Origin of the sequence: Vibrio sp. Vb1729 (assembly GCF_033338655.1) — a bacterium.
GTDB classification, from domain to species: domain Bacteria; phylum Pseudomonadota; class Gammaproteobacteria; order Enterobacterales; family Vibrionaceae; genus Vibrio; species Vibrio alginolyticus.
This window is the reverse complement of sequence record NZ_JAWOTB010000028.1, coordinates 4,903-30,898: the sequence shown is the minus strand read 5'-3', so window position 1 is coordinate 30,898 and position 25,996 is coordinate 4,903. Positions and strand designations below refer to the sequence as shown.

Annotated in this window: 22 protein-coding genes and 1 pseudogene; 16 read left to right on the top strand and 7 right to left on the bottom strand. The window is 45.8% G+C overall.

Going from position 1 to position 25,996, the window contains the following annotated elements; all coding sequences use genetic code 11:
* The 9 genes and pseudogenes from R7E29_RS14175 to rpoC all read left to right on the top strand — a co-directional run.
* Positions 1 to 71 (top strand): annotated as a pseudogene (locus R7E29_RS14175) (elongation factor Tu); the annotation flags it as partial.
* A gap of 266 nt (positions 72 to 337) precedes the next feature.
* Entirely contained in the window at positions 338 to 718 is a 381-nt protein-coding gene (gene secE, locus R7E29_RS14170; RefSeq protein ID WP_005384680.1) for a preprotein translocase subunit SecE, read from the top strand.
* A 13-nt stretch (positions 719 to 731) separates the two neighbouring features.
* Positions 732 to 1,280, top strand: coding sequence for a transcription termination/antitermination protein NusG (gene nusG, locus R7E29_RS14165; RefSeq protein WP_005384681.1), 549 nt, complete (start codon positions 732 to 734; stop codon positions 1,278 to 1,280).
* 164 nt (positions 1,281 to 1,444) lie between these two features.
* The gene (gene rplK / locus R7E29_RS14160; protein ID WP_005384682.1) at positions 1,445 to 1,873 is read left to right on the top strand and encodes a 50S ribosomal protein L11; all 429 of its coding nucleotides are present in this window, start codon (positions 1,445 to 1,447) and stop codon (positions 1,871 to 1,873) included.
* 4 nt (positions 1,874 to 1,877) lie between these two features.
* A complete protein-coding gene (rplA, locus tag R7E29_RS14155; protein ID WP_005384683.1) occupies positions 1,878 to 2,579 on the top strand; it encodes a 50S ribosomal protein L1 in 702 nt (233 codons plus the stop codon).
* Between the two features lie 293 nt (positions 2,580 to 2,872).
* The gene (gene rplJ, locus R7E29_RS14150; protein WP_005382538.1) at positions 2,873 to 3,367 is read left to right on the top strand and encodes a 50S ribosomal protein L10; all 495 of its coding nucleotides are present in this window, start codon (positions 2,873 to 2,875) and stop codon (positions 3,365 to 3,367) included.
* Positions 3,368 to 3,424: 57 nt separating this feature from the next.
* On the top strand, positions 3,425 to 3,793 hold the full coding sequence (rplL, locus tag R7E29_RS14145) for a 50S ribosomal protein L7/L12 (RefSeq protein WP_005382540.1): 369 nt from the start codon (positions 3,425 to 3,427) through the stop codon (positions 3,791 to 3,793).
* 252 nt (positions 3,794 to 4,045) lie between these two features.
* Complete coding sequence (gene rpoB, locus R7E29_RS14140; protein WP_005384685.1) at positions 4,046 to 8,074, top strand: DNA-directed RNA polymerase subunit beta; 4,029 nt, start codon at positions 4,046 to 4,048, stop codon at positions 8,072 to 8,074.
* Positions 8,075 to 8,178: 104 nt separating this feature from the next.
* Complete coding sequence (gene rpoC / locus R7E29_RS14135) at positions 8,179 to 12,381, top strand: DNA-directed RNA polymerase subunit beta' (RefSeq protein WP_318082734.1); 4,203 nt, start codon at positions 8,179 to 8,181, stop codon at positions 12,379 to 12,381.
* A gap of 173 nt (positions 12,382 to 12,554) precedes the next feature.
* On the opposite strand, the gene R7E29_RS14130 is transcribed toward rpoC, so the two are convergent.
* Complete coding sequence (locus R7E29_RS14130) at positions 12,555 to 13,046, bottom strand: Rsd/AlgQ family anti-sigma factor (protein WP_005382515.1); 492 nt, start codon at positions 13,044 to 13,046, stop codon at positions 12,555 to 12,557.
* A 177-nt stretch (positions 13,047 to 13,223) separates the two neighbouring features.
* Here R7E29_RS14130 and nudC point away from each other — a divergent pair, with 177 nt between their 5' ends.
* Together nudC and hemE are read left to right on the top strand one after the other, a co-directional pair.
* Complete coding sequence (gene nudC / locus R7E29_RS14125) at positions 13,224 to 14,021, top strand: NAD(+) diphosphatase (RefSeq protein ID WP_005382516.1); 798 nt, start codon at positions 13,224 to 13,226, stop codon at positions 14,019 to 14,021.
* 247 nt (positions 14,022 to 14,268) lie between these two features.
* Entirely contained in the window at positions 14,269 to 15,336 is a 1,068-nt protein-coding gene (hemE, locus tag R7E29_RS14120; RefSeq protein WP_054577305.1) for a uroporphyrinogen decarboxylase, read from the top strand.
* 240 nt (positions 15,337 to 15,576) lie between these two features.
* Here hemE and R7E29_RS14115 read toward each other — a convergent pair whose 3' ends face one another.
* Together R7E29_RS14115 and R7E29_RS14110 are read right to left on the bottom strand one after the other, a co-directional pair.
* The gene (locus R7E29_RS14115; RefSeq protein WP_005382518.1) at positions 15,577 to 16,149 is read right to left on the bottom strand and encodes a uracil-DNA glycosylase family protein; all 573 of its coding nucleotides are present in this window, start codon (positions 16,147 to 16,149) and stop codon (positions 15,577 to 15,579) included.
* A 2-nt stretch (positions 16,150 to 16,151) separates the two neighbouring features.
* A complete protein-coding gene (locus tag R7E29_RS14110; RefSeq protein WP_054577304.1) occupies positions 16,152 to 17,075 on the bottom strand; it encodes a D-2-hydroxyacid dehydrogenase in 924 nt (307 codons plus the stop codon).
* A 66-nt stretch (positions 17,076 to 17,141) separates the two neighbouring features.
* Between R7E29_RS14110 and R7E29_RS14105 the strand changes: the two genes are divergently transcribed.
* Positions 17,142 to 17,729, top strand: a complete 588-nt coding sequence (locus R7E29_RS14105; RefSeq protein ID WP_005382520.1) for a YjaG family protein — start codon at positions 17,142 to 17,144, stop codon at positions 17,727 to 17,729.
* Between the two features lie 79 nt (positions 17,730 to 17,808).
* Here the strand turns inward: R7E29_RS14105 and R7E29_RS14100 are convergent, their stop codons facing one another.
* Entirely contained in the window at positions 17,809 to 18,942 is a 1,134-nt protein-coding gene (locus R7E29_RS14100; RefSeq protein ID WP_005384697.1) for a hemolysin family protein, read from the bottom strand.
* Positions 18,943 to 19,195: 253 nt separating this feature from the next.
* Between R7E29_RS14100 and hupA the strand changes: the two genes are divergently transcribed.
* Together hupA and R7E29_RS14090 are read left to right on the top strand one after the other, a co-directional pair.
* The gene (hupA, locus tag R7E29_RS14095; protein ID WP_005382524.1) at positions 19,196 to 19,468 is read left to right on the top strand and encodes a nucleoid-associated protein HU-alpha; all 273 of its coding nucleotides are present in this window, start codon (positions 19,196 to 19,198) and stop codon (positions 19,466 to 19,468) included.
* A gap of 39 nt (positions 19,469 to 19,507) precedes the next feature.
* Positions 19,508 to 20,206 carry a DUF1481 domain-containing protein gene (locus R7E29_RS14090; RefSeq protein WP_017635549.1) on the top strand — a complete coding sequence of 233 codons (699 nt, stop codon included), beginning with the start codon at positions 19,508 to 19,510 and terminating at the stop codon, positions 20,204 to 20,206.
* Positions 20,207 to 20,289: 83 nt separating this feature from the next.
* Here R7E29_RS14090 and purD read toward each other — a convergent pair whose 3' ends face one another.
* Positions 20,290 to 21,579, bottom strand: a complete 1,290-nt coding sequence (gene purD, locus R7E29_RS14085) for a phosphoribosylamine--glycine ligase (protein WP_054577303.1) — start codon at positions 21,577 to 21,579, stop codon at positions 20,290 to 20,292.
* A 194-nt stretch (positions 21,580 to 21,773) separates the two neighbouring features.
* Complete coding sequence (gene purH, locus R7E29_RS14080; RefSeq protein WP_054577302.1) at positions 21,774 to 23,366, bottom strand: bifunctional phosphoribosylaminoimidazolecarboxamide formyltransferase/IMP cyclohydrolase; 1,593 nt, start codon at positions 23,364 to 23,366, stop codon at positions 21,774 to 21,776.
* Positions 23,367 to 23,631: 265 nt separating this feature from the next.
* Here purH and zntR point away from each other — a divergent pair, with 265 nt between their 5' ends.
* Positions 23,632 to 24,030 carry a Zn(2+)-responsive transcriptional regulator gene (zntR, locus tag R7E29_RS14075; RefSeq protein ID WP_158174212.1) on the top strand — a complete coding sequence of 133 codons (399 nt, stop codon included), beginning with the start codon at positions 23,632 to 23,634 and terminating at the stop codon, positions 24,028 to 24,030.
* A 163-nt stretch (positions 24,031 to 24,193) separates the two neighbouring features.
* Positions 24,194 to 25,756: a lysine decarboxylation/transport transcriptional activator CadC gene (gene cadC / locus R7E29_RS14070; RefSeq protein WP_213906795.1), complete on the top strand. Its 1,563-nt coding sequence runs from the start codon at positions 24,194 to 24,196 to the stop codon at positions 25,754 to 25,756.
* A 17-nt stretch (positions 25,757 to 25,773) separates the two neighbouring features.
* Here cadC and R7E29_RS14065 read toward each other — a convergent pair.
* Positions 25,774 to 25,996 (bottom strand): hypothetical protein (locus R7E29_RS14065; protein WP_318082730.1); only part of this gene is annotated, 223 nt, incomplete at its 5' end.

Sequence of the window (25,996 nt, the reverse complement as noted above, 5' to 3'; positions counted from 1 at the left end):
GTCTACGTTTCGCGATCCGTGAAGGTGGCCGTACAGTAGGTGCTGGTGTTGTTGCTAAGATCTTCGACTAATTCATAGCGAATTAGCGATGCTTTCGGAAAATCTTGAATTAGATTTGACGAACCAGTAGCAAAAAGGGCATCATTTGATGCCCTTTTTCTGCACTCAACATTATTTTTGCTGTTTTCTTGTTCAGAAGTGGGTTGGGCGCAGAGCAAGATTAAGCAAAGAGGCTTAATCTTAAGAAGAGTACGCTGATTTTTTCAGCGATATGGAGTTTGCCCTGCAACAGCGGGGTTGTTGTCGTCTATATTAAGACTTGTAACAGGTTGGTTTTATGAAAGCAAATAATGCTGAAACTCCTGATAGCTCAAACGCAGCAGATACGTTTAAGTGGGTAGCCGCTTTCGTATTGGCAGCTGCCGCTGTTGTGGGTAATTACCTGTATGGTGAAATGTCTGTAGTGGTTCGTGCTGCAGGCGTTGTTGTTCTTATTGCAGCTGCCTTAGGCGTTGCAGCAACAACGACTAAAGGTAAAGCAGCGATCAGTTTTGCAAAAGAATCTCGTATGGAAGTACGTAAAGTTGTTTGGCCTACTCGCCAAGAAACCATGCAAACAACACTGATCGTTTTAGCTGTAAGTATTGTAATGGCTCTAGTGCTATGGGGTATTGACGGAATTATGGTTCGTCTAGTAGCTCTAGCAACTGGGGTATAGAGGGTTTTTATTCATGAGTGAAGCTCCAAAAAAACGCTGGTATGTGGTTCAAGCCTTCTCTGGATTTGAAGGTCGTGTAGCTCAATCTCTGCGCGAGCATATCAAAATGCACGGCATGGAAGAGCTATTCGGTGAAGTACTGGTTCCTACTGAAGAAGTAGTGGAAATGCGCGCGGGTCAGCGTCGCAAGTCTGAGCGTAAGTTCTTCCCAGGTTACGTCCTTGTTCAGATGATTATGAACGATGAATCATGGCACCTAGTACGCAGTGTGCCGCGTGTCATGGGCTTCATTGGTGGTACCTCAGACCGTCCGGCACCTATCACGGATAAAGAGGCTGACGCGATTCTTAATCGTCTTGAGAAAGCGAGTGAAGCGCCTCGTCCGCGTACAATGTACGAAGCGGGTGAAGTGGTACGTGTTAACGAAGGTCCATTTGCTGACTTCAACGGTACTGTTGAAGAAGTGGATTACGAGAAGAGCCGCCTGAAAGTGTCTGTATCGATCTTTGGTCGTGCGACACCAGTTGAGCTTGAATTTGGTCAGGTTGAAAAGCTGGACTAAGACTCTTCGTTAAAGAGTATAAAAAATCACCTTTTTAGGGTTGTATAAGGCGCGGATTATGACTATAATTTCGCGCCTTTTTACTTCAAGTGAAGTAAAAAGTTTCTTACACAAACGGGGAGCTGATCCGCGATTAGCGTTTGTACCCAAACTTAGGAATTATCATGGCTAAGAAAGTTGAAGCTTACATCAAGCTACAAGTTGCTGCTGGTATGGCTAACCCTAGTCCACCAGTAGGTCCTGCACTAGGTCAACACGGTGTGAACATCATGGAATTCTGTAAAGCGTTCAACGCAAAAACAGAATCTATTGAGAAAGGTCTACCAACTCCAGTAGTTATCACAGTATACAGCGACCGTTCTTTCACGTTCGTAACTAAGACTCCACCTGCTGCTGTTCTTCTTAAGAAAGCTGCTGGCGTTAAGTCTGGTTCAGGTCGTCCAAACACTGAAAAAGTTGGTACTGTAACTGACGCTCAAATCCAAGAAATCGCAGAAACTAAAGCTGCTGATATGACTGGTGCTGACATCGAAGCGATGAAGCGTTCTATCGCTGGTACTGCTCGTTCAATGGGCCTAGTGGTAGAGGGTTAATAAGATGGCAAAACTAACTAAGCGCATGCGCGTAATCCGCGAAAAAGTTGACGTAACTAAAGAATACGAAATCAACGAAGCTGTTGCTCTTCTTCAAGAACTAGCGACTGCTAAATTCGTTGAGTCTGTAGACGTTGCTGTTAACCTTGGCATTGATGCTCGTAAATCTGACCAGAACGTACGTGGTGCAACTGTACTACCTCACGGTACTGGCCGCGAAATCCGCGTTGCAGTGTTCACTCAAGGTGCTAACGCTGAAGCAGCTAAAGAAGCTGGCGCAGACATCGTAGGTATGGAAGATCTTGCTGAGCAAGTTAAGAAAGGCGAAATGAACTTTGACGTAGTTGTTGCTTCTCCAGATGCAATGCGCGTTGTAGGTCAACTAGGTACTATCCTAGGTCCTCGCGGTCTTATGCCAAACCCTAAAGTTGGTACTGTAACTCCTAACGTTGCTGAAGCAGTTAAAAACGCTAAAGCTGGTCAGGTTCGTTACCGTAACGACAAAAACGGCATCATCCACACTACTATCGGTAAAGCAAACTTCTCTGCTGAGCAGATCAAAGAGAACCTAGAAGCACTTCTAGTTGCTCTGAAGAAAGCTAAGCCATCTTCAGCGAAAGGTACTTTCCTGAAGAAAGTAAGCATCTCTACTACTATGGGTGCTGGTGTTGCTGTTGATCAGGCTAGCCTGAACACTCAAGCATAATTTATTTGCTTAGGCGCAAAATTAGTGTATAATTTTGCGCCTAATATTTGTGGTTGGGGCTGAACTTTGGTTCTTTGAACTGTCTCCTAGTTCGAAATGAATTAAGACCCAGTCTCCGTCCAAGACCGTAGGTGTTTGTGTAAAAGCAAACTTAATTATCCTACGTAGATGGTGCCCGAACTGACAGAAAGCTCTATGTAATATAGTTAACTTTCTTCTGGGGAAGCACCTCAATAGCTCTCACTGTCGTGATGATAGTGAGTGGTGTAACGACAACCAGGAGTAAATCCAAGATGGCTTTAAACCTTCAAGACAAAAAAGCAATTGTTGCTGAAGTCAACGAAGCTGCCAGTGGTGCACTTTCTGCAGTTGTAGCTGATTCTCGTGGCGTTCAAGTTGGCGCGATGACTTCTCTACGTAAACAAGCTCGTGAAGCTGGCGTTTACATGAGAGTTGTTCGTAACACTCTTGCTCGTCGTGCGGTTGAAGGTACTGAGTACGAGTGTCTAACTGACACTTTCACTGGTCCTACTCTAATCGCATTCTCTAATGAGCACCCAGGTGCTGCAGCGCGTCTTTTCAAAGACTTCGCTAAAGAGAACAAAGATTTCGAGATCAAAGCTGCTGCATTTGAAGGCGCTTTAACTGACGCTGAAGTACTAGCAACACTACCAACTTACGACGAAGCAATTGCACGCCTAATGATGTGCATGAAAGAAGCTTCGGCTGGCAAGCTGGCGCGTACTATCGCAGCTATCCGCGATCAAAAACAAGAAGCAGCGGCATAAGCCTTGCTTTTTACTGGTTGCTTAATAAACTTATTGTTGACTTAAAAGAGAATTGTTATGTCTATTACTAACGAGCAAATCCTAGACGCAGTTGCAGAAATGTCTGTAATGCAAGTTGTTGAACTAATCGAAGCAATGGAAGAGAAATTCGGTGTTTCTGCTGCTGCTGCTGTTGTAGCTGGCGGCGCTGCTGCAGGCGAAGCTGCTGCTGAGCAAACTGAATTCGACGTAATCCTAGAAGCTGCTGGCGGTAACAAAGTTGCTGTAATCAAAGCAGTACGTGGCGCAACTGGCCTAGGTCTTAAAGAAGCTAAAGCTCTAGTAGACGGCGCTCCAGCACCTCTTAAAGAAGGTGTTGAGAAAGCAGAAGCTGAAGCTCTTAAAGCTCAGCTAGAAGAAGCTGGTGCAACTGTTGCTGTTAAGTAATTATTGCATAGTTTCTTAGCCTAACGGCTAATTGGCTGGTGGTTTTTTAACCACCGGCCTTTTTGCGCTGTAGGGTATAGGCGAATTTTCCCGCTGTTTAAGCGCCTGATATCCATGCAAAAAACATTTCATTCTTACGAAATGAAATGTCACTACAGTAAACAGCTATATTAGTCACTGTCCCTTACCCCCCTTAAGTAACTAGGAGCGGGCGGACAGTTTGGGTCACTTATCAGCGAGCTGAGGAACCCCATGGTTTACTCTTATACCGAGAAAAAGCGCATCCGTAAGGACTTTGGTACTCGTCCACAAGTTTTGGACATTCCATACCTGCTATCGATCCAGCTCGATTCGTTCGACAAATTTATCGAACAGGATCCTGAAGGTCAATACGGTCTTGAAGCCGCTTTCCGTTCTGTATTCCCGATTCAGAGCTACAACGGCAATTCTGAGCTGCAATACGTTAGCTACCGTCTTGGTGAGCCAGTTTTTGACGTTAAAGAATGTCAAATCCGCGGTGTAACTTACTCAAAGCCACTACGTGTAAAACTACGCCTAGTTATCTTTGATAAAGACGCGCCAGCAGGTACTGTAAAAGACATTAAAGAACAAGAAGTCTACATGGGTGAAATTCCACTCATGACAGACAATGGTACCTTCGTAATCAACGGTACCGAGAGGGTTATCGTATCCCAGCTGCACCGAAGCCCAGGCGTGTTCTTCGACAGCGATAAGGGTAAGACCCACTCTTCAGGTAAAGTTTTATACAACGCACGTGTTATTCCTTACCGTGGTTCATGGCTTGATTTCGAGTTTGATCCTAAGGATAACTTGTACGTTCGTATCGACCGCCGTCGTAAGCTACCAGCATCGATCATCCTTCGAGCACTAGGTAAGTCGACAGAAGAAATCCTAGATATCTTCTTCGAGAAAGTGAACTTCGAAGTGAAAGACCAAACTCTATTGATGGAGTTGGTTCCTGATCGTCTACGTGGTGAAACTGCGTCATTCGACATCGAAGCAAATGGTAAAGTTTACGTTGAGCAGGGTCGTCGCGTAACAGCTCGTCATATCCGCCAACTAGAAAAAGATGGCGTTGATCACATCGAAGTACCAGTTGAGTACATCGTTGGTAAAGTTGCATCTAAAGATTACATCAATGAAGCAACTGGCGAGATCATTGTTAACGCTAACCAGGAAATCAGCCTGGAAGCACTAGCGAACCTATCTCAGGCTGGCCACAAAGCGCTAGAAGTTCTATTCACGAACGATCTAGACCATGGTCCATTCATGTCAGAAACACTACGTATCGACAGCACGGTTGATCGTATTTCTGCATTGGTAGAAATCTACCGCATGATGCGCCCTGGTGAGCCGCCAACAAAAGAAGCTGCAGAAGCTCTATTCGAAAGCCTATTCTTCTCTGAAGAGCGTTACGATCTATCGACTGTTGGTCGTATGAAGTTCAACAGCTCTATCGGCCGTGAAGATGCTCAAGAGCAAGGCACACTTGATGAAACTGATATCATCGAAGTGATGAAGAAGCTGATCGCGATCCGTAACGGTAAGGGCGAAGTGGACGATATCGACCACCTAGGCAACCGTCGTATCCGTTCTGTAGGCGAAATGGCTGAGAACCAGTTCCGTGTAGGTCTAGTACGTGTTGAGCGTGCAGTTAAAGAGCGTCTAAGCCTAGGCGATCTTGACGCAATCATGCCTCAAGACTTGATAAACGCGAAGCCAATTTCTGCGGCAGTTAAAGAATTCTTTGGCTCTTCACAGCTTTCACAGTTCATGGACCAAAACAACCCGCTATCAGAAGTAACGCACAAGCGTCGTATTTCTGCATTGGGTCCTGGCGGTCTAACTCGTGAACGTGCTGGCTTCGAAGTACGTGACGTACACGTAACTCACTACGGTCGTCTATGTCCTATCGAAACGCCTGAAGGTCCAAACATCGGTCTGATCAACTCTCTATCTGCGTTTGCGCGTTGTAACGAGTACGGTTTCCTAGAGACACCATACCGTCGCGTTGTAGATGGCGTAGTAACAGACGAAGTAGATTACCTATCTGCAATCGAAGAAGGCCAATTCGTTATCGCACAGGCGAACGCTAAGCTAAACGAAGATGGTACTTTTGCAGATGAGCTGATCACAGCTCGTCAGAAAGGTGAATCTGGTCTACACCCTCGTGAGCACGCTCAGTACATGGACGTTGCGACAAACCAGGTTGTATCTATCGCTGCATCGCTTATCCCGTTCCTAGAACACGATGATGCGAACCGTGCATTGATGGGTGCGAACATGCAACGTCAGGCAGTTCCAACACTGAAAGCTGACAAACCGCTTGTTGGTACTGGTATTGAACGTAACGTAGCCGTTGACTCAGGTGTAACTGCAGTTGCTAAACGTGGTGGTGTAATCCAGTCAGTAGATGCTTCTCGTATCGTTGTTAAAGTTAACGAAGAAGAGCTAGTACCAGGTGAAGCTGGTATCGACATCTACAACCTGACTAAATACACACGTTCTAACCAGAACACATGTATTAACCAGCGCCCATGTGTGATGCCAGGTGAGCCTGTATCACGCGGTGACGTTCTTGCTGATGGTCCTTCAACAGACCTTGGTGAACTAGCGCTTGGTCAAAACATGCGTATCGCGTTCATGCCTTGGAACGGTTACAACTTCGAAGACTCGATCTTAGTATCTGAGCGCGTAGTTCAAGAAGACCGTTTCACGACTATCCACATCCAAGAACTGACTTGTGTGGCGCGTGATACTAAGCTTGGTTCTGAAGAGATCACAGCGGATATTCCAAACGTAGGTGAGTCTGCTCTGTCTAAACTAGACGAGTCAGGTATCGTTTACATCGGTGCTGAAGTTAAGGGTGGCGACATCCTAGTTGGTAAAGTTACACCTAAAGGTGAAACTCAGCTAACGCCTGAAGAGAAGCTACTACGTGCAATCTTCGGTGAAAAAGCATCTGACGTTAAAGATACTTCACTACGTGTACCTAACTCTGTATCAGGTACGATCATCGACGTTCAAGTCTTTACTCGCGATGGCGTAGAGAAAGACAAGCGTGCGCTTGAAATCGAACAGATGCAGCTTAAAGAAGCGAAGAAAGACCTAACTGAAGAATTCCAGATTCTTGAGGGCGGCCTTCTAAACCGTGTTAAAGCTGTATTGATTGAAGGCGGTTACTCTGAAGCGAAACTAGACACAACTGATCGTAAGAAGTGGCTAGAACTAACGCTAGAAGATGACGCACTACAAACTCAGCTTGAGCAACTTGCTGAGCAGTGGGATGAGCTAAAAGCCGACTTCGATAAGAAGTTCGAAACTAAGCGTCGTAAGATCACTCAAGGTGATGATTTAGCACCTGGTGTACTGAAGATCGTTAAGGTTTACCTAGCGGTTAAACGTCGCATTCAGCCTGGTGATAAGATGGCGGGTCGTCACGGTAACAAGGGTGTAATCTCTAAGATCAACCCTGTTGAAGACATGCCATACGATGAGAAAGGTCAGCCTGTAGACATCGTACTTAACCCACTGGGTGTACCTTCGCGTATGAACATCGGTCAGATCCTAGAAGTACACTTAGGTCTGGCAGCGAAAGGTATCGGTGACAAGATCAACCAGATGGTTAAAGAGCAGCAAGAACTAGCGAAATTCCGCGAGTTCCTACAAAAAGTTTACGATCTAGGCGACACTCGCCAGAAAGTAGACATTGCTTCTCTATCTGATGATGAAGTACGTACTCTGATCAAGAACTTGCGTGGCGGTCTACCAATCGCGACTCCTGTATTTGATGGCGCTCCAGAAGAGTCAATCAAAGCACTTCTTGAGCTAGCAGATCTACCAACATCAGGTCAGTTAACACTGTTTGATGGTCGCACAGGTGATGCGTTTGAGCGTCCTGTAACTGTTGGTTACATGTACATGCTGAAACTGAACCACCTTGTTGATGACAAGATGCACGCTCGTTCAACTGGTTCGTACAGCCTAGTAACTCAGCAGCCACTAGGTGGTAAAGCTCAGTTCGGTGGTCAGCGTTTCGGTGAGATGGAAGTATGGGCACTAGAAGCATACGGTGCTGCTTACACGCTACAAGAAATGCTAACGGTTAAGTCGGATGACGTTAACGGCCGTACTAAGATGTACAAGAACATCGTAGACGGTAACCACAGCATGGAACCTGGCATGCCAGAATCGTTCAACGTACTGTTGAAAGAGATCCGCTCGCTAGGTATCAACATCGAGCTAGAAGACGAAGAGTAATCCTTTTCTCTCTTGATGAAAGTCGAGAGAATCAAAGCGATTATTTGGAAGAAGGTGCTCACTTTAGCAAGTGAGCTCCTTTTAACTCCTTACAGGAGCTGATTGTGAAAGACTTATTAAACTTTCTAAAAGCACAGCATAAGACCGAAGAATTTGATGCAATCAAAATCGGTCTATCTTCACCAGACATGATCCGTTCATGGTCTTTCGGTGAAGTTAAAAAACCTGAAACGATCAACTATCGTACGTTCAAACCTGAACGCGATGGTCTGTTCTGTGCGCGTATCTTTGGTCCAGTTAAAGACTACGAATGTCTTTGTGGTAAGTACAAGCGCCTGAAGCACCGTGGTGTTATCTGTGAGAAGTGTGGTGTAGAAGTTACACAAACTAAAGTTCGTCGTGACCGTATGGGCCACATTGAACTGGCTTCACCAGTAGCTCACATCTGGTTCCTAAAATCGCTACCGTCTCGTATCGGTCTACTAATGGATATCCCTCTACGTGATATCGAACGCGTTCTGTACTTCGAAATGTACGTAGTAACAGAGCCTGGTATGACTGATCTAGAAAAAGGTCAGATGCTTACTGAAGAAGAGTATCTAGATCGTCTAGAAGAGTGGGGCGACGAGTTCACTGCTAAGATGGGTGCGGAAGCTATCAAGGACCTACTAGGTTCTATGGATATGCACGCTGAAGCAGAACAAATGCGTGAAGAGTTAGAGACAACAAACTCTGAAACTAAGCGTAAGAAAGTAACTAAGCGTCTTAAGCTGGTAGAAGCCTTCATCGCATCGGGTAACAACCCTGAGTGGATGATCCTAACTGTACTTCCAGTACTTCCGCCAGATCTACGTCCTCTAGTACCTCTAGATGGCGGTCGCTTTGCGACTTCTGATCTTAACGATCTATACCGTCGTGTGATCAACCGTAACAACCGTTTGAAGCGTCTTCTAGAGCTAGCTGCTCCGGACATCATCGTACGTAACGAAAAACGTATGCTGCAAGAGTCTGTTGATGCGCTACTAGATAACGGTCGTCGTGGTCGTGCGATCACAGGTTCTAACAAGCGTCCTTTGAAATCTCTTGCTGATATGATCAAGGGTAAACAAGGTCGTTTCCGTCAGAACCTTCTAGGTAAACGTGTAGACTACTCTGGCCGTTCTGTAATCACAGTAGGTCCATACCTTCGTCTACACCAGTGTGGTCTTCCTAAGAAGATGGCACTTGAGCTATTCAAACCATTCATCTACAGCAAGCTAGAGACTCGTGGTCTTGCGACTACAATCAAAGCTGCTAAGAAAATGGTAGAGCGTGAAGAAGCGGTCGTTTGGGATATCCTAGACGAAGTAATCCGTGAACACCCAGTACTATTGAACCGTGCACCGACACTTCACCGTCTAGGTATCCAGGCGTTCGAACCAGTACTGATCGAAGGTAAAGCGATTCAGCTACACCCACTTGTTTGTGCGGCGTACAACGCGGACTTCGATGGTGACCAAATGGCGGTTCACGTACCTCTAACTCTAGAGGCACAGCTTGAAGCTCGTACTCTGATGATGTCGACAAACAACATTCTGTCGCCAGCGTCAGGTGATCCGATCATCGTACCTTCTCAGGACGTTGTATTGGGTCTGTACTACATGACTCGTGAAAAGATCAACGTGAAAGGTGAAGGCATGTACCTTTCTGGCCCAGAAGAGGCTGAGAAAGCATACCGCACTAAACAAGCTGAGCTTCACGCACGCGTTAAAGTACGTATTACAGAAACTGTTGTAGACGAAGATGGCAACAGCACTACAGAAACCAAGATGGTAGACACCACTGTTGGTCGTGCAATGCTATGGCAAATCGTGCCAGCTGGTCTACCGTACAGCATCGTTAACCAAAAGCTAGGTAAGAAGCAAATCTCTAACCTACTTAACGAGGCGTACCGTAAACTAGGTCTGAAAGACACAGTAATCTTCGCTGACCAAATCATGTACACAGGTTTCGCATACGCGGCACTTTCTGGTGTATCTGTTGGTATCGACGATATGGTTGTACCTGCAGCTAAGTACACTGAAATCGCAGAAGCGGAAGAAGAAGTACGTGAAATCCAGGAACAGTACCAATCAGGTCTTGTTACTGCGGGCGAACGCTACAACAAAGTTATCGATATCTGGGCATCGACCAACGACCGTGTTGCGAAAGCAATGATGGAAAACCTTTCATCTGAAACGGTAGTTAACCGTGACGGTGAAGAGGAACAGCAAGAGTCATTCAACAGCATCTATATGATGGCGGACTCGGGCGCTCGTGGTTCTGCAGCACAGATTCGTCAGCTTGCGGGTATGCGTGGTCTGATGGCGCGTCCAGATGGTTCAATCATCGAAACGCCGATCACAGCGAACTTTAAAGAAGGTCTAAACGTACTTCAGTACTTTATCTCAACGCACGGTGCTCGTAAGGGTCTTGCGGATACGGCACTGAAAACAGCGAACTCGGGTTACCTAACTCGTCGTCTAGTAGACGTTGCTCAAGACGTTGTTGTAACTGAACATGACTGTGGCACTCACGAAGGTGTCGACATGATGCCTCACATCGAGGGTGGTGATGTTAAAGTTGCACTTTCTGAGCTTGCTCTTGGTCGTGTTGTTGCTGAAGACGTACTAATACCTGGCACTGAAGACGTTCTTATTCCACGTAACACCCTGATCGATGAGAAGTGGTGTCAAATCATGGAAGAGAACTCAGTAGACAGCATGAAAGTGCGCTCTGTAGTAACGTGTGATTCTGACTTCGGTTGTTGTGCACAATGTTACGGTCGTGACCTAGCACGTGGTCACCTAGTGAACCAAGGTGAAGCAGTGGGTGTTATTGCTGCTCAGTCTATCGGTGAGCCAGGTACACAGCTAACGATGCGTACGTTCCACATCGGTGGTGCGGCATCGACAGCAGCGGCAGAGAACAGTGTTCAAGTTAAGAACAACGGTTCTATCAAGCTACACAACGCTAAATCTGTATTGGCTGATGACGGTAAGATCGTTATCACCTCTCGTGCGACAGAGTTAACTATCGTTGATGAGTTTGGTCGTACTAAAGAGAAACACAAACTGCCTTACGGTACGCTACTAAGCAAAGGCGATGGTGATACAGTTCAAGCTGGCGAAACAGTTGCAAACTGGGAAGCGCACACACTACCTATCATTACCGAGGTAGCAGGTCGCATCCAGTTCGTAGATATGATCGACGGCGTAACAGTATCTCGTCAAACTGATGACCTAACTGGTCTATCTTCAAGCGAAGTAACTGACCCAGCAGCTCGCCCTTCAGCAGGTAAAGATATGCGTCCAGCTATCAAACTTGTTGACGAGCAAGGTAACGATGTAATGATCCCTGGTACTGATATGCCAGCTCACTACTTCCTACCTGGTAAAGCGATTGTGAACATCGAAGATGGCGCAGCAGTAGGTGTTGGTGCAACACTAGCACGTATTCCTCAGAAGTCTGGCGGTAACAAAGATATCACCGGTGGTCTTCCACGAGTTGCTGACCTATTTGAAGCACGTAAGCCGAAAGAGCCTGCAATCCTTGCTGAGCACACAGGTACTGTGAGCTTTGGTAAAGAGACGAAAGGTAAACGTCGCCTAGTGATCACACGTGAAAGCGGTGAAGCTTACGAAGAGATGATTCCTAAGCATCGTCAGTTGAACGTATTCGAAGGTGAAAAAGTTGAACGTGGTGATGTGATCGCAGATGGTCCAGAGTCTCCACATGACATCCTACGTCTACGTGGCGTACACGCGGTAACGCAGTACATTGCTAACGAAGTACAGGAAGTTTACCGTCTACAAGGCGTTAAGATTAACGATAAGCACATTGAAACTATCGTTCGTCAGATGCTACGTAAGTGTACTATTACCCACTCTGGTGACTCTGAGTTCCTACCTGGTGAACAGATTGAGTACTCACAAGTTAAGATTGCTAACCGTAACCTAGAAGCTGAAGGCAAAGAGCCTGCACGTTTCGAACGTGAACTACTAGGTATTACTAAAGCATCTCTAGCGACTGAGTCGTTCATCTCTGCGGCATCGTTCCAGGAGACAACTCGCGTACTAACAGAAGCTGCGGTTTCTGGTAAGCGTGATGACCTACGTGGTCTGAAAGAGAACGTAATTGTTGGTCGTCTGATCCCAGCTGGTACTGGTTTCGCATACCACCAAGAGCGTCAAGCTAAACGTTCTGAAGCGCAAGATGGTCCTTCTGCTGAGCAAGCAACGGATAACCTAGCGGCACTTCTAAACGCTGGTTTCTCTTCTGAAGAGTAAGTCATATAACGAGTAATCGTTAAAAGCTTAAGAAAAAGGCACCTTCGGGTGCCTTTTTAGTTTTTTATACTGCTTTGTTCTTCCGGTGGGATTTTCGATAAAGCTAGAAACAAAAAAGACCGACGATGATCGTCAGTCTTTTCTCTCACTCTATTTCTAAATGTTTGCAAATACTAAGCCCCAGGTGGCATAGACAGGCTTTCTGCGATTTGCTGTATCAGATAGTCCTCGACTTCAAAGCGAGTCTCAAGAATTTCCCCAATGAGACACATATCAGAATCGAAATCATTTAATTCATCATCTTCAGTCACTTCTGAGTACTTATCGTTAAAGTTCAATAATGGTTCAGTCGTTAGAACAATTTGACCATAGGTTTGATTGATCTCATTAGTCACGACAAAGCCGGTTGCTTTCCAACGGTCCATAACCATGTCATAAATTTTAAAGTGGCCTTCGGAGATGTAATCAACGAGGTGCTGACAGAAATCCTGCAGTTCGGAAGGAGATGGGAGTTCAATAACATTGGTTTTCGAACAAGGTTGCAGCGCTGCAAGCTTACAATATTCAACAATCAGGGATTGTCGTGTCTCTAACCAGTGATCAATGACATCACTTGAGCCACCCCACTGGTCTTGTGTTTGTTTGAATTTTCTTAGCATGACCATGCCCTCATGATCTGATCGCCCATCGGCGAACGTATCCTTTGCAAAGCAAAGTTAGTAAAGTTATTACAAACTCTTGTCCTTACTAGAATTTAGAGTGCACATTTACTTAACGATAAACTCTAGTATGAAATTAGATTGCCAGTAAAATGAACGAACTTCAAGCAAAGGGATGGTGTAATGTTAAGAAAAGGTGATGTTAACCGCGCGATAAATGCATACTGGTGTGTTGTTGCAGGAAGTGAAATTTGGCTGGTGGATGGTGCTGTGCCCTTCGGGTCTGCAGAGCAGTTATCACTGCCAGTAACGAGTGCAAGACCCATTGGTGAGTATTCTGGTTCGCCCGTCATGTGGCTTAACTTGGCCGATTTAGAGCATGATCTACCTTTAGTATCCCTGCGTGACTGCCTGCATTTTCCTGAGCCATTATTTATGTTGTTAAGTAAAGCTGTGCAATATGGGCACATGACGCAAAGTTTGCGCTTTTGTCCACAGTGCGGAGGAAGAAACTTTCTTAATAATAACCAGTTAGCCATGCAGTGTGGTGAATGTCGCACCCTTCATTATCCTAGAATATTTCCGTGTATTATCGTTGCTGTACGTAAAGAAAATCAGATCTTATTAGCCCAACATCCAAGGCATCGAAATGGTATGTATACGGTTATTGCGGGTTTTCTAGAAGTCGGTGAGACATTAGAAGAGTGCGTGGCTCGAGAAATTCATGAAGAAACGGGAATTCTCGTTAAAAATATTCGTTACTTTGGCAGCCAGCCTTGGGCTTTCCCATCCAGTATGATGATGGGGTTTTTAGCTGATTATGAATCCGGAGAGTTAAGCCCAGACTACACTGAGCTGTCTGATGCACAATGGTTTGGTATCGACGAGATGCCGCCTGTTGCGCCTAAAGGAACGATTGCAAGAGCACTTATCGAACAAACGCTGAAAGATATAGACTCTAATTGTCTGATAAATAGATAAAAAAAACCCTCCGAGAGGGAGGGGGTAAGTAAGATGTCGTTATGAGATGCTGAGTACTAAGTACTCAGTTTATAATTGTAGTTTTCGCTAGCGAACAAATTTTTAACACTGATATCGATTGGGTGCAAATTAAGCATTGATTTAAAAGTTAATAACTTGATCCAGGTTGCAAAGCACACAGCTATTGGACTTAAATCAGTGATAGAATACCCCCTTTCACAGAAAGCCTAACAGTTGGAATTACGGAATGACTGAATTAAAAAATGATCGTTATCTGCGTGCGCTTTTAAAAGAGCCGGTAGATTACACACCAGTATGGATGATGCGCCAGGCAGGTCGTTACCTACCAGAATACAAAGCGACTCGTGCAGAAGCGGGTGATTTCATGTCTTTGTGTCGAAATGCAGAATTAGCATCCGAAGTGACACTTCAACCATTACGCCGTTTTCCTCTTGATGCCGCGATCTTATTCTCGGACATCTTAACGATTCCAGATGCAATGGGGCTTGGTTTACGTTTTGCTGCGGGTGAAGGACCTGTTTTTGATAACCCAATTACATGCAAAGCCGACGTGGAAAAAATTGGTTTGCCAGATCCTGAAGGTGAACTGCAATACGTAATGAACGCAGTACGCCAGATCCGTAAAGACCTGAAGGGTGAAGTGCCGCTGATTGGTTTTTCTGGTAGTCCTTGGACTCTTGCGACGTATATGATCGAAGGTGGTAGCTCTAAAGCGTTTACCAAGATCAAGAAGATGATGTACGCGGAACCACAAACTCTGCACCTACTTCTAGATAAGCTGGCAGACAGCGTTATCGAGTACTTAAACGCGCAAATTAAAGCGGGTGCGCAATCGGTAATGGTATTTGACACATGGGGTGGCGTACTAACGCCTCGTGATTACAATTTGTTCTCACTGCAATACATGCACAAGATTGTAGATGGTCTGATTCGTGAAAACGACGGTCGTCGCGTGCCAGTCACACTGTTTACTAAGAATGGCGGCATGTGGCTTGAGCAAATCGCAGCAACGGGCTGTGATGCGGTTGGTCTAGACTGGACAATCAACATTGCAGACGCGAAAGTACGTATCGGTGATAAAGTGGCTCTGCAAGGTAACATGGACCCATCAATGCTTTACGCTTCGCCAGAGCGTATCCGTGAAGAAGTCGCGGGTATTCTAGAAGGTTTTGGTAATGCAGGTACTGGTCATGTGTTCAACCTAGGTCACGGTATCCATTTGGATGTGCCGCCAGAAAACGCGGGTGTATTTGTGGAAGCGGTACACGAGCTATCTAAGCCGTACCACAAGTAACTTCGACTTTTTGAAATCAAATGCCGGCATTCAGTGCCGGTATTTTTTTACCTAAAATTCAGTTTTTCTATCTGAGACTCAAGGCTGTACAGCTCTAGTAGTATTTGGCCTACTATGATCTAATTACTACTCTAGCTGTACACTGGATGTTAAAGTTTAATATAAACAAATACTTATGATTTCGGGTTTTATGTTCTAATTTTCTTGTACAGATAAACAAGCAATTAGATCATGGGTGACCTAAAGCATCGAGTGAACGCGTTTTTTAAGGTATGGCACGACGTCAGATTCAAACCAAGGATTCTTCTTTAACCACAATGTATTGCGTGGAGATGGGTGAGGGAGCGGGATAAAGTCCGGTTCCCAATCTTGCCATTGCTGAACGGTTTGCGTGAGCGTCTTTGGTTTGTTGGTGAGATAGTACTGCTGCGAGTACTGACCAATTAGTAGAGTGAGCTCTATATTGGGCAGCTGCTCAAGAATCTTTTTATGCCAAGTGGGCGCACATTCTTTACGAGGCGGTAAATCACCAGAGTTCCCTTTGCCTGGATAACAGAATCCCATTGGGACAATGGCAATTTTATTTGGGTCGTAGAAAACGTCTTTGTCGATATCGAGCCATTGGCGTAATCGATCACCACTTGGGTCATTCCAAGGTATCGAGGTTTTGTGTACACGTGTGCCAGGGGCCTGACCGATGATTAGGATGCGTGCCCCTTTTGCTGCTTGCACGACAGGGTTTGCACCCAAAGGTAAGTTATCCGCGCAGATCTGGCAGGCCCTCACTTGCTGCAATAGCTCGTCTAACGACATTCTTAGTAACCCTTTTCGAAATCCACTTGATAATTTAATGAAAACCCATCGCGCCAGCGTAGATAGTTGTCAGCAAAAATCTCGATGACTTGCTCGGGAAAACTCAGCGCAGCAATGTGTGGAGTGATGGTGACTTGCGGTAGTTTCCAAAATGGATGCTCTACCGACAACGGTTCTTGCTCAAACACATCTAAGAAGGCGTGTTCTACCCAACGGTTTTTCAGAGCGAAGAGCAACCCTGCCTCATCCAGTACGTCGCCACGACCTACGTTAAACAATAACGCCTGATTTAGTTGGCTGAGCGTTTGACGATTAAGTAACTGTCGCGTCTCAGGTGTACTTGGTAGAGTATTCACAACGATGTCGGCTTGCTCAAATGCCTTACTTAGTTCATTGATATGAAAGGTCTGATGAAACTCGCCGCCTGGAGTAGGGATACCTGTGCGGTTAATACCGATAGTTTTTATCCCCATTGCTTTAGCGGCGTTGCCCAGATAGCCCCCAATGCTACCGGTACCAAGAATTACCATGGTTTTACTTTGTAATGACGTGTATAGGTGAGGCTGCCATTGTTTGTTTTGTTGTTGCTGGTGGTATCGGGCAAAGTGGCGGTAATGGGCAATACTGTAACCCAAAACATATTCAGCAATCAGTGGACCAAAGATGCCTCGAACGTTAGTTAGAGTATAGTCCTGACGAAGGCTAGGGGATGTTAAGGCGTTGACACCAGCAAACGTGGATTGCACCCATTCAAGCTGTGAAAATTCGTCTAAGCTTTGTGATAGTAAGGGTGGATCCGCTAGTACGATCTGAGCAGCTTCTGGTTGGTCGGTGAGGCAAAGATCGGGCAGATTTTTCTCTGCCAGTAACGTTTTGTAGGTGTCGCGATGCTCTGAGAGCAGGAAAATCTGATTTGAATGCGGCATTAACTTTTTTCCCTGTGATGAATCAAGTACACTTTCGCTGTTTTTTTCTTCAATGATTGAGTGACTATGCTTAAGAATCCTCTTCAGGTTCGTTTAGAAAAACTAGAACCTTGGCAACAAATTACCTTTATGGCGTGTCTGTGTGAACGCATGTATCCAAACTATGCGATGTTTTGTGAGAATACAGAATTTGCTGACCCGCGTGCTTACCGAGCGATTCTTGATAGTGTATGGGAAATTTTGACAGTTAAGAACGCGAAAATTAACTTCGAACGTCAATTGGAGAAGTTAGAAGAGTTGTTCCCAAGTGCGGATGAGTTCGATTTTTACGGCGTTTACCCAGCGATGGACGCGTGTCAGGGTTTGTCTACGTTACTGCATGGTCTATTGGACCGCGATTACCTTTTCGATTCAATGCTTAAAGTGAGTCAACAGTCGGTACAAACCGTTGCTGATCTAGAGCAAGCACAAGGCGCAGAGCCAATCACTAACGACAACCAGAAAGAAAACGAAGCCGTATGTGAAGAGTGGGACGTCCAGTGGGCTATCTTCCGTCCGCTGCGTGAAGCGGTAGAACGTGACATCAGCTTGATTAAAGATTTGCGTGAAGAGCTACGTGAAGAAGGTGTGAGCAACATCGGTATTGCACTTTAATCGTTGAATAAATAGAAAAAGGCATCCTAACTGGATGCCTTTTTTGTTTGTGCGTTTAAGCGGTTATGCCCAATGCTGATTACGATTCTTTCGAGTCGGGTTTCGGTGGCTCTTGAGCTTCTGGCTCTTTATCCTGCTTCTCCAGCTCGTTATCTTCTTCATCGTCATCGCGGCTTTCGATTACGCCGTGCATTTCTTTCCAGCTTTCCCAGCGTTGGTAAGCCAGCTCCTGCATGTCAGTGCTTTTATCTGCTTCGTCGATGATCTCCTCGCCTACGAGGTGTTCAAAAATATCTTCCAACGTTACCAAACCTAGCACGGTACCGTATTCATCAACAACAAGTGCCAGCTGTAAGCGATGAGTCATCATCTGGTCGAATACTTTAGGTAAAGTGGTATTGTTTAGCACCACTTGAATTGGGCGCATGATTGCTCCCAACTGTTTCTGTCCACAACCTGATTGTTGTAGTTTGAACAACTCAAGGCGATGCACAAAACCAATGATGTTATCTTTCTGTTCGCTGTAAACCAATGGGCGTGAGAAAGGCGTATCTTTGTGTTTTTCTAGGAACTCATTGATGGTCATTGTGGCATCGACACGGAATACTACCGGTCGTGGCGTCATAACCTGCGTTACGGGTACATCTTGGATGCCAAGCAAGTTGCTTAAGATTTTTGATTCACCCTCGGCAAATTCACCGCTTTCACGTGCCAGAATCGCCATTGCAGACAGCTCATCACGCATCTTCGGAGCTTCGTGGTTACGAGCAAGACGCTTGGTGATTTGCTCTGAGAACCAAACAAAGGGTGTAAGCGCCCATACCATCCAACGCAATGCGACCGCGGCAGCGGGTGCCAACTGGCGCCAGTAGGTCGCGCCAATCGTCTTCGGTACGATTTCTGAAAGCACTAAGATCGCCAATGTCAGCACTGCCGAAAAGATACCTAATGCTTCGCTACCAAATACAACCGCAGCTTGTGCACCAGCAGTGGCCGCGCCGATCGTGTGAGCGATGGTGTTTAAAGTCAGAATAGATGCCAGTGGTCGGTCGATATCTGATTTCAGCTTAGCCAATTGCCCAGCTGCGGGATGCCCCTGTTGATTGAGCTGCGCAATGTAGCTCGGACTGATACTCAGCAGTACCGCCTCCAGCACCGAACAGATAAACGAAATGCCGATTGCAATAGAGATATAAATGGATAACAGCAGCATAGTTGCCCTTGAATGTAGTTTGATAGTGGTTATTTGCAGCTATTATAACCGCAAAAGTGACTTATAAATTGGTCCAAATACCTTGGAAAGCAAGGGTTTTCAGGGGGTATGTGGTAACAAATTGTGAGTTATTACTCATATTATGGCTAAAAGTACGTCAGAAAATCGAAAGATCGCTTACAAACCTTTGCCAGATGGGGCATTTATGTTTTAGAGTGAGACGAATTCGATAACCTATGAGAAGGGAAACCTAATGAACAAGACCCAATTAATCGACTTTATCGCAGAGAAAGCAGACCTATCAAAAGCACAAGCAAAAGCTGCTCTTGAAGCGACTCTTGATGGTGTAACTGGCGCACTTAAAGAGGGTGACCAAGTTCAACTAATTGGTTTTGGTACATTCAAAGTAAACCACCGCGCTGCACGTACTGGTCGTAACCCTAAGACTGGTGACGAGATTCAAATCGCAGCGGCTAACGTACCAGCATTCGTAGCAGGTAAAGCGCTGAAAGAATCAGTAAACTAAGTTAGAATGCACCGAGGTATCCTGCCTCGGTGCAATTTCATGAAAAAACATCTACTCACTTCACTTCTCCTATCTAGCCTTACCCTTTTTGGCTGTTCGTCGGTTGAAACTCCTAATTTAGAACAATTCACGCATTTTTCTGGTGGTAAAGTTGCGGGAGATGCTAGCAGCTTGTACTGGATGACAGAGAAACTCACTCGTGTGAGTACGGCGGCTGATTATGTGACTATGGGGGACAATGGTTGGTTCCAGAGTGATTATCGCTGGGATGAAGGTGAGTTGCGAGAGTTGATTCGAAAAGGCGAGCAAGTTGATACCAAACAAGAGTTGGTGCCTTTTCAAATCCACATCCGTTTCAATAAAGATGGCGAAGCGGTTTACCAAAAATATCGTGTTAACCGTAAAGTCTTACCACTTCAGCATGACCAATTAGAGCGCTACAAAGCAGAAGCGAATGACGTAGTGGCATCGGTTAAGGCGCAGTCTCGTAACAATCAGAGCCTTATTCAAGGTTATTGGAATGGTCAATCGTTTGAAACCTGCAAAGGTAAGGTGTTCTCGACACTCGAGTTTAATCAGACGTTGCCAAAATTTATTATCGAGCGTCTCTCATCGGTAGACAGTTATGTGGCTTTTGTCGGCAAGCAGTCACGAAACAAAGCAATGGTCGATGAACTGTTGATGCTCAATGACGATGACTTTGATTGTGTTTCTCGGCCAACGTTGATCTCTGAATAAACATTGCTTCGAATTCTGTCGAACAAGAACAATAAAAAAGGCGCTGAGTGCGCCTTTTGTTTTTTAGCCAACTCATGTTGTTTTTATTTTTCTTGCTCACGTGCAATTGCACGGTAGCCGATGTCGTTGCGATGGAACATGCCATCCCAACGGATCTGTTTTGCAAGCTCGTAAGCACGCTGCTGCGCTTCTGATACACTGTTGCCAAGTGCGGTTGCACAAAGAACACGACCACCGTTTGTCACGATGTCGCCATCTTTGTTATCTGTACCAGCATGGAAGACTTTTTCGCCTTCAATTTCAACTTGTGGCAGACCCGAAATAACGTCGCCTTTGTTGTACGCTGCTGGATAACCACCGGCTGCTAGCACGATACCAATCGATGCTCGTGGATCCCACTTCGATTCCGCTTGATCCAGTTTCTCGTCGATTGCCGCTAGGCACAGATCAACAAGATCCGATTCCATGCGCATCATGATAGGTTGTGTCTCAGGATCACCGAAGCGGCAGTTGTACTCGATTACTTTCGGAGTGCCGTCTTTGTCGATCATCAGACCCGCGTATAGGAAACCAGTGTAAGGGTTACCTTCAGAGGCCATGCCACGTACTGTTGGGTAAATCACTTCTTCCATGATGCGGTTGTGGATTTCCTGTGTTACCACTGGAGCTGGAGAGTATGCTCCCATGCCACCGGTGTTAGGACCAGTATCTTTGTCGCCTACGCGTTTGTGGTCTTGGCTGGTGGCCATTGGCAGAACGTTCTCACCATCCACCATCACGATGAAGCTTGCTTCTTCACCATCTAGGAACTCTTCGATAACGACACGACTACCAGCATCACCAAATGCGTTGCCTGCTAGCATGTCTTTGATTGCGTCCTCAGCTTCTTCTAGCGTCATTGCCACAATCACGCCTTTACCAGCTGCAAGGCCGTCGGCTTTCACCACGATCGGTGCACCTTGCTCACGCACGTAAGCCAGTGCAGGCTCGATTTCAGTGAAATTCGCGTAGGCACCCGTTGGGATTTGGTGACGAGCAAGGAAGTCTTTGGTAAACGCTTTAGAGCCTTCAAGCTGTGCTGCGGCTTGGGTCGGGCCGAATATTGGCAAACCTGCTTCGCGGAAAGCATCAACCACACCAATAACCAATGGTGCTTCTGGGCCAACGATAGTCAGTTCAATCGCCTTCTCTTTGGCGAAAGCAACAAGGCCAGCGATGTCTTCTACATCGATGTTTACGTTCTCTAGTTTTGGCTCTAGTGCTGTACCTGCGTTGCCTGGAGCAATGAAAATAGTCTCAACATTTGGGTTTTGCGCTGCTTTCCAGCCTAGCGCATGTTCACGACCGCCTGAACCAATGATTAAAACTCGCATATGAAAATCCTTAATCTTATAAATACCGTTTGCTCAAACTCAGATATTTCGCAAAGACCTGAGTATGACCTCTCTAATTCAGTGGGACGAGGACAAGGCGACAAGTGAACTTATTCCTATGAGCATAGTATGCTATGTGATTAGGATAAGTGAACGCCGTCAACGCAGTTATCGTCCCAGTGAAGACGAGAGGATTAGTGGCGGAAGTGACGCATACCGGTAAAGATCATCGCCATGCCGTGTTCGTCTGCCGCTGCGATAACTTCGTCATCACGCATAGAACCACCTGGTTGGATCACACACTTGATGCCCGCTTCTGCAGCCGCGTCGATACCGTCACGGAATGGGAAGAATGCATCTGATGCCATTACACAACCTTCAACCTGTAGACCTTCGTCTGCAGCTTTGATGCCCGCGATTTTCGCAGAGTAAACGCGGCTCATTTGGCCAGCACCTACACCGATAGTCATGTCGCTTTTCGAGTAAACGATCGCGTTAGATTTCACGTATTTCGCTACTTTCCAGCAAAACAGTGCATCTTTCAGCTCTTCTTCTGTTGGCTGGCGCTTAGAAACCACTTTTAGGTCGTCTAGGCTTACCATGCCTTGGTCACGGTCTTGAACCAGTAGACCGCCATTCACGCGTTTCACGTCAAAGCCAGTTGTCTTAGTTGTCCATTCGCCACACTCAAGTAGACGCACGTTCTTCTTCGCTGCAACCACTTCAATCGCTTCAGCAGAAACAGAAGGTGCGATGATCACTTCAACGAATTGACGCTCAACAATAGCGGTTGCTGTTGCTGCGTCTAGCTCTTGGTTGAATGCAATGATGCCGCCGAATGCAGATGTTGGGTCAGTTTGGTAAGCACGGTTGTACGCTTCTAGGATGTCTTTACCTAGAGCAACACCGCATGGGTTTGCGTGTTTTACGATTACACATGCTGGCTCGTTGAACTCTTTCACACACTCAAGCGCTGCGTCCGTGTCTGCGATGTTGTTGTAAGAAAGGGCTTTACCTTGGATTTGGCGAGCAGTAGAAACGGATGCTTCTTGTGGGTTTGCTTCAACGTAGAATGCGGCTGCTTGGTGGCTGTTCTCACCGTAGCGCATGTCTTGCTTCTTCTCGAACTGTTGGTTGAATGTACGAGGGAATTTGCTTTCTTCATCACCTTCTTTGTTCTCACCGTAAGATGGAACCATAGTGCCGAAGTAGTTTGCGATCATGCCATCGTAAGCGGCAGTGTGTTCAAAAGCAGCGATGGCAAGGTCGAAGCGAGTTTCGAGAGTGAGAGATTTGTCGTTTTCGTCCATTTCTGCAATTACGCGGCCGTAATCACCTGCGTTAACAACGATAGTCACGTCTTTGTGGTTTTTCGCTGCAGAACGAACCATTGTTGGGCCGCCGATATCGATGTTTTCAACCGCGTCGGCTAGTGTACAGCCTTCTTTGGCAACGGTTTCTGCGAATGGGTATAGGTTTACGACAACCATATCGATAGGGTTGATGCCGTGCTTTTCCATCACGTCATCATCTTGGCCACGACGACCAAGCACACCACCGTGAACTTTTGGGTGAAGCGTTTTAACGCGGCCGTCCATCATTTCTGGGAAACCAGTGTAGTCAGAGACTTCGGTTACGGCGATGCCTTGTTCGGCAAGTAGGCGAGCTGTACCACCAGTAGATAGGATATCGACACCGCGCTCAGCAAGAGCTTGCGCAAACTCAACAATACCTGTTTTGTCTGATACGCTGATAAGCGCACGGCGAATAGGACGAGCGTTATTCATGCTTCCATTTTCCTCAAATTCACGGAGTTAAAGATGTTTGCCAAAAATGAACTTGTTTTTACCTCTTGGGGTAAAATATTGGCCAGTTTTGGTAAAGACCTTTGCAGGGTGTTTTCTGACTAGAAAACAGTCTCCACATTTGATGGCGCGTATTCTAACCAATTTATTACAAAAAAGCTCGCGCAATCGTTTGGCATCTCAAAAATAATTGCAAAAAAGTCGTTCTTTAGCTTTAAAAGTAACGAGATAGTTAATAGGGAAAGTTATGTTTCAGATAGGTGAACTGGCAAAACGTTGTGGTGTGACTGCCGATACATTGCGTTTCTACGAGAAAAACGCGCTAATAAAACCCGCAGGGCGAAGCGAATCAGGCTACCGCTTGTATGATGAAGAGAATCAAAAGCAGGTGCACTTTATCCTCAAAGGTAAAGATCTTGGCTTGAGTCTGGATGAAATTAAAGGCCTGTTAGAAATTAAGTTAGAAGCGACAGAACACAGCTGTGCAGAGGTAAAAGCCATTACTTCTGCTAAGTTAGAGCTGATTGATGGGAAAATTAACGAGCTGACGAAAATTCGCCGAGCGTTAAAGAAGATTAATGATGCTTGTTGTGGTCATACAGACGATGACGCCACACATTGCTCTATCCTTGCAGCACTTGAGTAGTCTCATTCTTGCATTACTTAACTTAAGTTTGCATTTTTGGCGACTTGCTTTTCTAGGTACACGCTGCTTTCCCACCTATAATCTTGCCTTTAGTTACTTGTAGGAATCGACCATTGTCTGATTCCTAGCGTAACGCTGTCTGTAGATACGAGAGTTTTCATACATGGTTGGAGTCTATTTTCAAATCAATGACTGGGTTTTGAGCGTTGATGAAAATAAGCTGTATCGACAAGATAGGGAAGTTACTGTTGAGCCACGCTTAATTAATCTTTTGCACTTCTTAGCGGAGCATGCGAATGAGGTGTTCAACCGCGAGGAATTGATTCAGTACGTTTGGGCTGGAGCGATTGTGACCGATCAAGTGGTGACTCAATCCATCTTTGAGTTGCGTAAGCTACTACGTGACGGTCGAGAGGAAAATACCAACTACGTTATCACGGTGCCCAAGCGTGGCTATAAGCTGGTAGCGAACGTGGTTGCTATGACGCATGAAGAGTTTGTCACAAGTCGGCAAAATGAAGAGATCCCACCTTCGGTTGAAGAATCGGAAGAGGATTGTCTACCTATAGCACCAACCGTTACCTTTCCTGCCGGTCCTCTAACTCGCGCGGTCTGCGAGATGTCAAAAGAGAAAAAAGCCCCTCAGAGCAAAAACAAAATCAGTCCTTGGCGATTGGGAATTATGAACTTCATCTGGATCAGTATGTTGGTCGTAGTGATGGGCGTGTTTACCTACAAGCAATCGGAAGTGCGTATTACCCAAGCCATCGATACCCATCTGATTGAGTTCAAGTTTCAAGATAATTTTACGAATGAAGGATTAAGCTACGATTTGGCAGACGGATTCGCCCAAAAGTTGATGTCCGACATTGCTCAAGTCAGTGATTACCGAGTCATGCTAAAGAAGGCGTCGTTTACTTCTGGCATTGTACCTGGTAAATCGGTTGTGGTGAGAGTTCGTGAGAATGACGGTGGCAGCTTTTTAGAGGTGGAATATCGCAATAACTCATCTGAAAAAGTGTTGTTTAGTCGTCAATACGCGTTAACCAGTAGTCATTTAAAGACAGTGCTTCAACAAGCGTCGTTGGATTTGATGCAAGTGCTGAAAGTATCGGATGCCAAATTGAAATCTACGATGCTGGTGGCGGGAATGCCAATGAATCCCGACGCGTTGGAGTTGTTTGTTCAGGCTAACCATTACCTTAATGTCTCTGATACTAAACAATTCCGCCAAGGTATCGACTTGATGGAAAACATTTTAGAAATCGAGCCGGATAATGCTTACGTTCAAGCTGAGTTGTTGATTGCTTACCATGTACAAAAGGCACTTGATTTCTCACAGGAGTTGAAGAAAGGGCGAATGCAGCAGCTCAGTGAAGCACTAGAGACTAATGTGAAAATGATGGTGGGGCCAATTCAACCGCGAATTTATGAAGCTTTAGCACTGCACGAAACCATCATTGGTGACATGGCGTTAGCCAAGCGGCATCTCGGACAGGCATTGAGGTTACGTGATTCAGTGCTTTCCTATGTGATTCGCGGTAAGCACGCCGAATTGGATGGTGATCTGGATTTAGCCAGTGAGTCTTACAGTGAAGCTTTCTATATTGATACGTCGGTTGAGACGTACCTGCTGTGCGAAAACTTGGTCTTCCCAAGTAACATGAAGGCGATTGATTACGCCATGTATCGCGCCGTTCACCCTTCTGTCGTTCGAATACTTTAATTCTCTCGGACTCAACGTCAGTCTAATGCTAGCCCCTCATTTCGGTGAGGGGCTTTTTTGTCGCTGTCGAAAAGTGAAAAGGGTGAGGCGGTGGGGCAATGACTTACGAAGGAGCTAACAGCGCAAGCTTGCAACGGGAATACATACCCGCTTTGCTTCTCTATCTCTATCTCTATCTCTATCTCTATCTCTATCTCTATCTCTATCTCTATCTCTATCTCTATCTCTATCTCTATCTCT

What these genes read in the sequence shown, in the direction of transcription:
- secE (WP_005384680.1), top strand. Translation starts at nt 338, where the DNA reads ATGAAAGCAAATAATGCTGAAACTCCTGATAGCTCAAACGCAGCAGAT.
- nusG (WP_005384681.1), top strand. Translation starts at nt 732, where the DNA reads ATGAGTGAAGCTCCAAAAAAACGCTGGTATGTGGTTCAAGCCTTCTCT.
- rplK (WP_005384682.1), top strand. Translation starts at nt 1,445, where the DNA reads ATGGCTAAGAAAGTTGAAGCTTACATCAAGCTACAAGTTGCTGCTGGT.
- rplA (WP_005384683.1), top strand. Translation starts at nt 1,878, where the DNA reads ATGGCAAAACTAACTAAGCGCATGCGCGTAATCCGCGAAAAAGTTGAC.
- rplJ (WP_005382538.1), top strand. Translation starts at nt 2,873, where the DNA reads ATGGCTTTAAACCTTCAAGACAAAAAAGCAATTGTTGCTGAAGTCAAC.
- rplL (WP_005382540.1), top strand. Translation starts at nt 3,425, where the DNA reads ATGTCTATTACTAACGAGCAAATCCTAGACGCAGTTGCAGAAATGTCT.
- rpoB (WP_005384685.1), top strand. Translation starts at nt 4,046, where the DNA reads ATGGTTTACTCTTATACCGAGAAAAAGCGCATCCGTAAGGACTTTGGT.
- R7E29_RS14130 (WP_005382515.1), bottom strand. Translation starts at nt 13,046, where the DNA reads ATGGTCATGCTAAGAAAATTCAAACAAACACAAGACCAGTGGGGTGGC.
- nudC (WP_005382516.1), top strand. Translation starts at nt 13,224, where the DNA reads ATGTTAAGAAAAGGTGATGTTAACCGCGCGATAAATGCATACTGGTGT.
- hemE (WP_054577305.1), top strand. Translation starts at nt 14,269, where the DNA reads ATGACTGAATTAAAAAATGATCGTTATCTGCGTGCGCTTTTAAAAGAG.
- R7E29_RS14115 (WP_005382518.1), bottom strand. Translation starts at nt 16,149, where the DNA reads ATGTCGTTAGACGAGCTATTGCAGCAAGTGAGGGCCTGCCAGATCTGC.
- R7E29_RS14110 (WP_054577304.1), bottom strand. Translation starts at nt 17,075, where the DNA reads ATGCCGCATTCAAATCAGATTTTCCTGCTCTCAGAGCATCGCGACACC.
- R7E29_RS14105 (WP_005382520.1), top strand. Translation starts at nt 17,142, where the DNA reads ATGCTTAAGAATCCTCTTCAGGTTCGTTTAGAAAAACTAGAACCTTGG.
- R7E29_RS14100 (WP_005384697.1), bottom strand. Translation starts at nt 18,942, where the DNA reads ATGCTGCTGTTATCCATTTATATCTCTATTGCAATCGGCATTTCGTTT.
- hupA (WP_005382524.1), top strand. Translation starts at nt 19,196, where the DNA reads ATGAACAAGACCCAATTAATCGACTTTATCGCAGAGAAAGCAGACCTA.
- R7E29_RS14090 (WP_017635549.1), top strand. Translation starts at nt 19,508, where the DNA reads ATGAAAAAACATCTACTCACTTCACTTCTCCTATCTAGCCTTACCCTT.
- purD (WP_054577303.1), bottom strand. Translation starts at nt 21,579, where the DNA reads ATGCGAGTTTTAATCATTGGTTCAGGCGGTCGTGAACATGCGCTAGGC.
- purH (WP_054577302.1), bottom strand. Translation starts at nt 23,366, where the DNA reads ATGAATAACGCTCGTCCTATTCGCCGTGCGCTTATCAGCGTATCAGAC.
- zntR (WP_158174212.1), top strand. Translation starts at nt 23,632, where the DNA reads ATGTTTCAGATAGGTGAACTGGCAAAACGTTGTGGTGTGACTGCCGAT.
- cadC (WP_213906795.1), top strand. Translation starts at nt 24,194, where the DNA reads ATGGTTGGAGTCTATTTTCAAATCAATGACTGGGTTTTGAGCGTTGAT.